This is a genomic window from Cytophaga sp. (assembly GCF_051961495.1).
GTDB lineage: Bacteria > Bacteroidota > Bacteroidia > Cytophagales > Cytophagaceae > Cytophaga.
The window spans coordinates 1-8,416 of the sequence record NZ_JBQCDF010000149.1 but is presented as its reverse complement, the minus strand read 5'-3'; the positions used below and the strand labels follow the sequence as shown (position 1 = coordinate 8,416).

Sequence of the window (8,416 nt, the reverse complement as noted above, 5' to 3'; positions counted from 1 at the left end):
TTTTTTTTTTTTATATTTTTAAAAATATATTATATATCTGGCCGTAAAAAATTACGGGAAATAAAAACGCCCGGGCGTAGATCAACCCCACAACCAGAAGAAAAATAAATATAAGAAGAAGCGTTACACGAAATAGTACGGATTGATTCATAGCGTTAGTTGTTTTATGAATATACAAATTTAATGTAATATTGTAAGGGGATTTTTTTAATAAATGATTAAACTTTTTAGCTATGGTAAGCGAAGAACTTTTATGGGTTCTTTGGCAGAATTTACTTTTTTCTGTTGAAGACCTTACGACTACTGCTGGAGAGCAGATCATTATTCAACGTAACGGAACACTGAATAAACATGCTGGTCCTGATTTTAGCCTGGCACATCTCATTATTGGCTCCATGGAATGGCGCGGTGATATTGAAATTCATGTTCGCTCTTCAGATTGGAACAGGCATAAACACACGCAAGACCCGGCTTATGAATCGGTGATTCTCCATGTTGTTTATGAAGCCGATGAAAATATTATCCGTGCTGATGGAACCATGATTCCTGTATTGGAATTAAAACAGCGGATTGCTGAAAATCATTTGCAGTCGTACTTATATTTAATGGAATCCAAAGCTTCTTTACCTTGTGAATCTTTATTTCCGGAGGTTAAACCGATTGTGGTGGAACAAATGAAGCAACGTGTGTTGGTTGAAAGGCTGGAACGCAAGACCGATGAATGCTACATACTGCTGAAAGATCAGCCTGATTGGAAAAAAGCAGCAGCGCGTTTCATCTTTAAAGCATTCGGAACAGGATTGAATGATGCACTCTTTGAACGAATTGCTGCAAATATCGATTTCAATAAGCTCGATCGTTTGTCTTATGCACCTAAATCGGTGGAGGCACTTTTCTTCGGCATGGCGGGAATGTTAGATATTCCTCATCAAGATCCTTATGCTGCACAGCTTCTAAAAGAATTTACCTATCTCAGGAGAATAGTTTCAGTGGAACCTGTCGTTGAGTATTCAGAATGGAAATTTTTGCGCACCAGGCCTTCAAACTTTCCGACTATGCGTCTGGCACAGCTTGCAGCTTTGTTTTCAGATGCCGGATGGTTTGCTGCTTTTGTTTCAATCCGGAATGTACAGCAGGCTAAACAATTTTTTTCGAAGTCTGTTTCTCCGTATTGGCAGATTCACTATCGTTTTGGTGTGCCTTCCATAACGGCTGCAAAGCATGTTGGTTATACGTTCATCAATACGTTTTTAATCAATGCCTGCGTTCCATATGCAGCTTTAGAGGCTAGATATTATAAACATGAAGAAAAATGGGAAGAAGTATTTCAATTTATTGATTCGCTGAAGGCTGAGGATAATACTGTAACACGTATGTGGACTAGCTTGGGAATGAAAATGGAAACCGGATTTGATAGTCAGGGAGCACTGGAATTATACAAGATGTATTGTACTCATAAAAAATGTTTATCTTGTAGTATTGGATATTCAATACTACGCAATGAATCTGTTCCTGCTGCTCTTAAGTAGCGCATTATTGGGTTTGGTCTATTATTTTTCATTGATCCGCATGCCAGCGGATTTAAGAAAATCATACCTTTTATTGTCGGGATATCGCTTTGTATTCTTTGGTATACAATCATTGTTTTTTTATTTTCTATATGACAATGCCACAGACTCTTTTGTTTATCATCATGCTCTGGAGGAGTTAGCTGTGTGTTTTAAGCAGTATCCGGCAGACTGTATTGAATTCTTTAAGAGTGATTATGCAGAACTGCATATATCAGCAGGATTGAAAGAATATCTGTACACAGAAATACGTGTTACCTTTTTTCTGAAAGTCGTATTACCTTTCTTTTTGTTGTCAGTACAGAACTATTATCTAACCGGCATGTGGCTTACGTTTATAGGCTCTATCTGTTTTATGCCTTTTCTTTCCCTGCATAAAAAAGCAGATACGTTTTTAATCTGGCTACTTGTGCTCCTGATTCCTTCGTTTACCTTCTGGACCGTTGGTATTCTAAAGGAAGCGCTGGTATTGCCTATACTGTTTTTACTTTTTTATCTGCTGCATAGCATCATTGAAACAAAAGGTGAACAGATACAATCAGTCCTGCTGTTTATAGTCTGCATGTTTATCGCATGGAATATTAAATATTACCTCGTTGCATTGTTTTGCTTTGTGAGTATGATGTATTATGTCATTACATATGTACGCTTGTCAAAATTTTCTGTTTTGATTTCAATAGTAGTGTTAATACTCGGAGGTATCGGACTAGGTCATCTGCATCCGGCATTTCACTGGAAGAATTTTCCGGAAGTTGTGTACATCAGTAATCATCTTACCTGCACCAAATACATACAGGCTTATTCGTGTATTCCGTTTGATCTGGATATAAGCTGGACATCTATCTTCCTGAATTTTCCCAAGGCTATTGTGTATGCATTTTTCAGTCCGTTCCCCTGGCAAATTCATAATGTAAGTTCTTTGTTCGCTGCGATAGAGGGGTATCTATTTATTCTTTTGCTTGTGCTTACCTGTTATAAATATTATACTGGAAAGGTAATAGTACCGGTAAAAGCATGGATTGTGCTGCTATTTATTCTGCTTGCCGGAGGCTTGCTGCTACTGGCAGCACCCAACATCGGAAGTTTTAGCAGGTACAGAATCTTTTATTTACCACTGTATGGATTTATTGTATTTTATTATTCAGGTATCATGCAATCAAAAGCAAGTGAACAGATCAAACAGTATTTGGGCCTGAAATCAGCGTAATGATTTTAATGCAGTACGTGCATTAATTCGTACATTTGCAGCAATTAACTATCAATCATTCGTCTTGGATATGTCTCTTCGATCAAAATCAACCACGGAAAGTTTAGCACATTTAACAGATTTGCTAAGGAAAAATAAGAAGGTGTATTTTTCCCGTTATGGTGATGGTGAGATCTATACAATGGTTGGAAAAGATTGTCTGGAGCACGACGTGTCAGATGCGCTGGAAAGAGGATTGATTCATTCGTTTGAGATTTACGATCCCTTATATTTAAAGGCTGTTGGCGTTAATTATCCGGTAGAACCGGGCATGATCCATGGATTGTTTGCACCGTACATAGATAATTTCGATCTGGAAAAATATATTTTAAAACACTTCCCGAAAGAAGAAGGTGCGGTGTATGAAAATCAGATTCTGTTTCATTACCTGTCTGTGTTTAAACCGGAAGTGATGACAAAATTTTTAGATGAATTTGTACGTGGCAAACGCATTATGTTTATTGGCAGCACCGCAAGAGATGTAGTAGAGAAATTATATGGACCGCTGGAAGTGTATATTCAGATTCCCAGTAAAAATGCCTTCTACCGGATGGATGAATGGTTTCCGGAAATCGTGAAGAACAGCCATAAGGTAGATGTGATTTTACCATCGGCAGGCGTGGCTTCCAATATCATCAATGCCCGTTTGTGGGATGCAGGCGTGGAAGCACATGTACTGGACCTGGGCTCACTGGTTGATGCTGCTGAAGGTAAAGGCTCACGCAAGTGGATCAAATTGAAGGGTTACAAAGTGAATAAAGTTCTTCTGCCTCAATACCAGAATCATTCAGTTGTATTCAAAACGCAAAACTTTTTCAAAGATATCTGGTTTGAAGGACGTAAGTGGTGGAAAGGTAAAAACTACAAACTGCCTTATTGAAAAATTCGGAACCGCATGAATATTTTTTGTATACCTAAAGCCGACCAGATAAAGATAACCGGCAGCAGCGGTACAAGGAACCTGCCATCCCAGTCTGCATAGGTAATCATGACTAAGACACTGTTAAGTCCGGTGTAAACAATGGTGAATATAAATACCCCCCGGTGTATTTTTCTGTAGTGCATGAAACCGGTCGCAGCAAATATGTAAGCGGGTAATAACAGCAGGCTGATAAATATATTATGCAGGGAACTGTAATACATTCGTACATCTGTCCAGAGTGCAGCAAACCTGCAGCAACCCAGCTGTAAACTTTTTAATGGCTGATCAATAATTAATCCCAATATTTTTACAATACTACCTTCTGTAGTGCTTACTGATGCAGGTGTTCCGACGGGTATGATCCAACCTTTGTATCCGCAGATAATCTCTCCTTTAGCGAATGAATCTGCCATGAACTGATAGAAAACATCTGTGGCGCAGTTTAACAGGAAAAGAATTCCGGTCAATAATAATAAGCCAATAGTGTAAACGTATAAGCGGTTTTGCTTTGAAAGGATTTCCCTGGCAGTTAATATGAAAAGAGCAATCAATAAAATGCCACCGTTTGGGCGTAGCATTGTTGCAACTATAGCTATGGTGTACAGACTAATCCATTTCGTTCGCCAATCTTCAAGAGAATAGGCCCATATGAATAATAAAATACTGCTGATGAAAAAAGATTCTGTAAGCAGACAAACATTCCATTGCTGGATCGGCAGGTACAGTATGGTAAGTCCGGAGGCGATAAAGGCAGTACGTTCATTTTTTAATATTCTGCACAAACCTGTATAAAATAAAAGTGTTGCAGTCAATGAAACGATACATTGAAGCAGAATAGAAGGGTAAATAGAAGAGAACAGCAAGCGGCTAAGTGCAAGGATCGCGATGTAGCCGCTGTACCAGAAATGATAACTGGTTTCAAACGTACCGGTAAGCCAGGCCGAAGCTTCGGTATCAAACCGTGCAGTATCTATGGCATACTTTACACCGAGGGAAAAATACAGGAGCAGATTGACGATAAGCCAGCTGCAGCTCAATATGAATAGGTGTTTGTTGTTGGAACGCATCATATAATTATGCAAATGTATACGTAAAAAACTGTTTTTGAGTAACTCACGGTATACTTCTTCTCTGGTCAGCCTTTTTAATAAAAATGATGTATTTTTGTGAAAATACTGAAATATGGAAAAGAAAGATGCAGTAATTATTTTCGGAGCTTCTTCATTAGGGAAAGCTGCGCTGGAAATATTTGAAAGCAATGGAATGGTGGCTTATGGTTTTCTGGATGATACCAAGGCCTTGCACGGAACAGAGATAAATAATGTTACTGTATTGGGTTCAACAGACGACGATACGTATCTGAAATTAATAGGCAACAGCTGCGATGCTTTCATTGCCAGCGATGAACCCAAGTTGCGCGAAGGGTTAACAAAAATGCTGCACGAGCGCAGGCAAACCCAGGCTGTGAACGCAATTCATTCAACAGCTTCTATTGCACATTCAGCTTCTATCGGTCATGGTAATTTTATTAACGGCGCAGCAGTGATAGGAGCTAACGCCGAAGTTGGCAGCCATTGCCTGATCCATACCGGAGCAATTATTGATTTCGAAGCGGTGGTTGAAGACTTCGTACAGATAGGTGCAGGTGCCGTGATCAATGCCGGAGCAAAGATCGAGAAAGGCGCTTTCATCGGTACCGGAGCGGTGATCATTGGCGGTATTACCGTTGGTAAAAATGCACGTGTAGGAGCAGGCTCTGTAGTTATTGCACCGGTGAAAGATAAAGAAACGGTGTTCGGAAACCCGGCGCAGGCAATGAAAGGATAATCAATTTATGAATTATAAATTATGAGTTATGAATTAGTCGTTTGTAACTCATAATTTATATAATGAATTGAATTTTTAGATCGTTTTGGTCAAACTTACCCCAGCAGAGTGATTAAAGTCATTCATAATTTATAATTCATAACTCATAATTTCGTACTTTTGTACGCAACACTTAGACTGAAACTAAGCACTGTTATTATTATGAAAGATCACCAGATACTCTTGTATTACTGCTATACCCATATAGCAGACCCTGATGCTTACAGGGAAGAACACCACCTTAAATGTCTTGAATTTGGCTTGCTTGGCCGTATCATCATCGCTTCTGAAGGGCTGAACGGTACTGTTTCCGGTACCGAGGAAGGCTGTCGCAAGTACATGGAATACGTAAAGGCAGACCCGCGTTTTGAAGCACTGGAGTTTAAAATTGAAGCACACGAAGGACATGCATTCCAGAAATTATATGTGCGTGTAAAACCTGAAATTGTTCACTCTTCTTTAAAGCATATTGACCCGACCAGGCGTACAGGCAAACATCTGGAGCCGGATGAATTCAAGGCAATGAAAGACCGTGACGACGTTGTGGTATTGGACGTCCGTTCCAATTACGAACATCAGGTAGGGCGTTTTAAAAATGCCGTTACGATCGACATGGAAAACTTCCGTGATTTTCCGGAGAAAGTAAAAGAACTGGAGCACCTGAAAGGCAAGAAAGTATTGACGTATTGTACAGGCGGCATCAAGTGCGAGAAGGCAAGTGCGTTTTTGCTGGAGCAGGGTTTTGAAGATGTATACCAGTTGCACGGCGGTATCATTAAATATGGTATTGAGCAGGGCGGTGAAGATTTTGAAGGCAAGTGCTATGTGTTCGACGGGCGTGTAATTGCAGACGTGAACAAAGTAAATCCGAGCATTATTTCGAAGTGTTATGTTTGCGGTACACTAAGTGATCGTATGGTAAACTGTGCAAACCCGGTATGTAACCGCCACGAGCCAATGTGCGAAGCCTGTGGTGAAAAGATGCAGGGCGCCTGCTCAGAAGAATGCAAGTGCCATCCGGAGAAACGTCCGTATGATGGTACCGGTGCATATCCGAAAGAGCTTAATGGGTATGATCCATACCTGCATGTAAAAAGATAAAAGAATTCTTAAAAGTAATTACTTATTAATGGGCTTATACAGGTTATAAGCCCATTTTAATTTTATACAGAATGAACGTATTGTGAAGTAATCTAATTCATGGATTCGGTGCAATAATTGTTCTTTTAAAATAAAAAGCTCCTGGGACAGGAGCTTTTTATTTTATCTCTGAAGCGTTTTATTTCTTCTTCTTTGTCTGCGTTGCAGGTGCTACAGTAGTTTTCTGTGCTTCCTGTTTTAACATCGGGAATTGTTCTTCAAGACGTTTGATAGCCTTGGAAGCTTTCAGATATTCATCCATAACATTTGCCGGATTAAAGCTTGGCGGATAAGAGCGTGGTGGAAACTCTTCAAATGTTTTAACAAATTTAAATACATTCTCCATTACACCATACATGCTGCCTACATGATTAAGCTGCCAATCCCAGAAAGTATTGGAAGTAATGTCTGCTCTTTCAAACGGATCCTGATAAAGATTGAATGTTTTCTGTAATCTCAGTGTCGTGAAAGGTTCTGCCCATACACCCATAGTGCCTTGTGAACGCTGTTCAGAGAATACATATTTATAAGGACCTTGTCTGTAGGCTACCAATAATCCGTCATCATCTGAATAAAAGAAATCGTTACGGGCACTTTTCACACCGTTGTAAGTTCCCAGTTTTCCTTTTGCAGTGGTCAGAAAATTATACTGATCATATCCATCCAAATGTACTTTATAGTTGATCCCATTGGCTGTATAGCCCGCTTTTAATTTGCTTACAATACTTGTATCTCCCGCCGCATGGCATAAGGTAGGAATCCAGTCGTTGTGCGACATCAGTTCATTTGAGATGGTGCCTGCAGAAATATGTCCCGGCCAGCGCACCAGGCAAGGTACACGGAATGCACCTTCCCAGTTGGTGTTTTTTTCTGAACGGAAGTGTGTCATAGCACCATCCGGCCATGTGTTCATATGCGGACCGTTGTCAGAAGTATATACAACAATTGTATTGTCTGCAATACCCATGTCATCCAAAGCTTTCAGAATCTCTCCGATCGTAAGATCGTGTTCAATCATACCATCCAGATATTCGCTGTCTCCATGCGGGTATTTGCCACGGTGACTGTCACGCACGTGTGTACGTAGGTGCATGCGGGTTGAATTGAACCAGCAGAAGAATGGTTTGCCGCCCTGATTTTGTCTTTTCATGAAATCAATCGCTGCTGCTGATGTTTCATCATCGATTGTTTCCATACGTTTTTTTGTAAGCGGACCTGTATCTTCAATACGTTGCTTTCCGATCTTACCAAATCTTGGATCAACCGTAGGGTCATCCTTATCGCTTGCATAGCATCTTAAGACACCACGCGGGCCGTATTTAGCCAGGTAAGCAGGATCTTTCGGATAGTCCGGCAATTCCGGTTCTTCTTCCGCATTCAGGTGATACAGGTTACCGAAGAATTCATCAAAACCATTTACAGTAGGTAGTGATTCGTTTCTGTCACCCACGTGGTTTTTACCAAACTGTCCGGTTGCATATCCTAAATTTTTAAGCAGGCCGCCGATAGAAGGATCCAGCTGGCTCATACCCATAGGAGCACCAGGGAAACCCACTTTGCTGAGACCGGAACGGATGATGTGCTGGCCTGTAAGAAATGCAGATCTGCCGGCAGTACAGCTTTGCTCGCCGTAGTAGTGCATCATTTTAATACCTTCATCAGCGATGCGGTCAA

General features: G+C 40.4%; 7 protein-coding genes. 5 read left to right on the top strand and 2 right to left on the bottom strand.

Annotation, left to right across the window (positions count from 1 at the left end; translation table 11 throughout):
• Nucleotides 1-233 precede the first annotated feature (233 nt).
• The 3 genes from ACTHJT_RS07635 (at nucleotide 234) to ACTHJT_RS07625 (ending at nucleotide 3,694) form a co-directional block, all read left to right on the top strand.
• Nucleotides 234-1,529, top strand: a complete 1,296-nt coding sequence (locus ACTHJT_RS07635) for a DUF2851 family protein (RefSeq protein WP_440237410.1) — start codon at nucleotides 234-236, stop codon at nucleotides 1,527-1,529.
• Complete coding sequence (locus tag ACTHJT_RS07630; protein ID WP_440237409.1) at nucleotides 1,501-2,775, top strand: hypothetical protein; 1,275 nt, start codon at nucleotides 1,501-1,503, stop codon at nucleotides 2,773-2,775. The genes ACTHJT_RS07635 and ACTHJT_RS07630 overlap by 29 nt, the downstream gene beginning before the upstream one ends.
• A gap of 70 nt (nucleotides 2,776-2,845) precedes the next feature.
• On the top strand, nucleotides 2,846-3,694 hold the full coding sequence (locus ACTHJT_RS07625; RefSeq protein WP_440237408.1) for a hypothetical protein: 849 nt from the start codon (nucleotides 2,846-2,848) through the stop codon (nucleotides 3,692-3,694).
• Here the strand turns inward: ACTHJT_RS07625 and ACTHJT_RS07620 are convergent.
• Nucleotides 3,688-4,806, bottom strand: a complete 1,119-nt coding sequence (locus ACTHJT_RS07620; protein WP_440237407.1) for a hypothetical protein — start codon at nucleotides 4,804-4,806, stop codon at nucleotides 3,688-3,690. The two genes, ACTHJT_RS07625 and ACTHJT_RS07620, sit on opposite strands and share 7 nt — an antisense overlap.
• Nucleotides 4,807-4,918: 112 nt before the next feature.
• On the opposite strand from ACTHJT_RS07620, the gene ACTHJT_RS07615 reads away from it, so the two are divergent.
• Together ACTHJT_RS07615 and trhO are read left to right on the top strand one after the other, a co-directional pair.
• Nucleotides 4,919-5,563, top strand: a complete 645-nt coding sequence (locus tag ACTHJT_RS07615; RefSeq protein WP_440237406.1) for an acetyltransferase — start codon at nucleotides 4,919-4,921, stop codon at nucleotides 5,561-5,563.
• A gap of 201 nt (nucleotides 5,564-5,764) precedes the next feature.
• Nucleotides 5,765-6,703, top strand: coding sequence for an oxygen-dependent tRNA uridine(34) hydroxylase TrhO (trhO, locus tag ACTHJT_RS07610; protein ID WP_440237405.1), 939 nt, complete (start codon nucleotides 5,765-5,767; stop codon nucleotides 6,701-6,703).
• Nucleotides 6,704-6,881: 178 nt separating this feature from the next.
• Here the strand turns inward: trhO and ACTHJT_RS07605 are convergent.
• On the bottom strand, nucleotides 6,882-8,416 hold a 1,535-nt coding region (locus ACTHJT_RS07605), incomplete at its 5' end, for a sulfatase-like hydrolase/transferase (protein ID WP_440237404.1).

Coding starts and splice junctions, on each gene's coding strand:
- ACTHJT_RS07635 (WP_440237410.1), top strand. CDS start 234: ATGGTAAGCGAAGAACTTTTATGGGTTCTTTGGCAGAATTTACTTTTT.
- ACTHJT_RS07630 (WP_440237409.1), top strand. CDS start 1,501: ATGAATCTGTTCCTGCTGCTCTTAAGTAGCGCATTATTGGGTTTGGTC.
- ACTHJT_RS07625 (WP_440237408.1), top strand. CDS start 2,846: ATGTCTCTTCGATCAAAATCAACCACGGAAAGTTTAGCACATTTAACA.
- ACTHJT_RS07620 (WP_440237407.1), bottom strand. CDS start 4,806: ATGATGCGTTCCAACAACAAACACCTATTCATATTGAGCTGCAGCTGG.
- ACTHJT_RS07615 (WP_440237406.1), top strand. CDS start 4,919: ATGGAAAAGAAAGATGCAGTAATTATTTTCGGAGCTTCTTCATTAGGG.
- trhO (WP_440237405.1), top strand. CDS start 5,765: ATGAAAGATCACCAGATACTCTTGTATTACTGCTATACCCATATAGCA.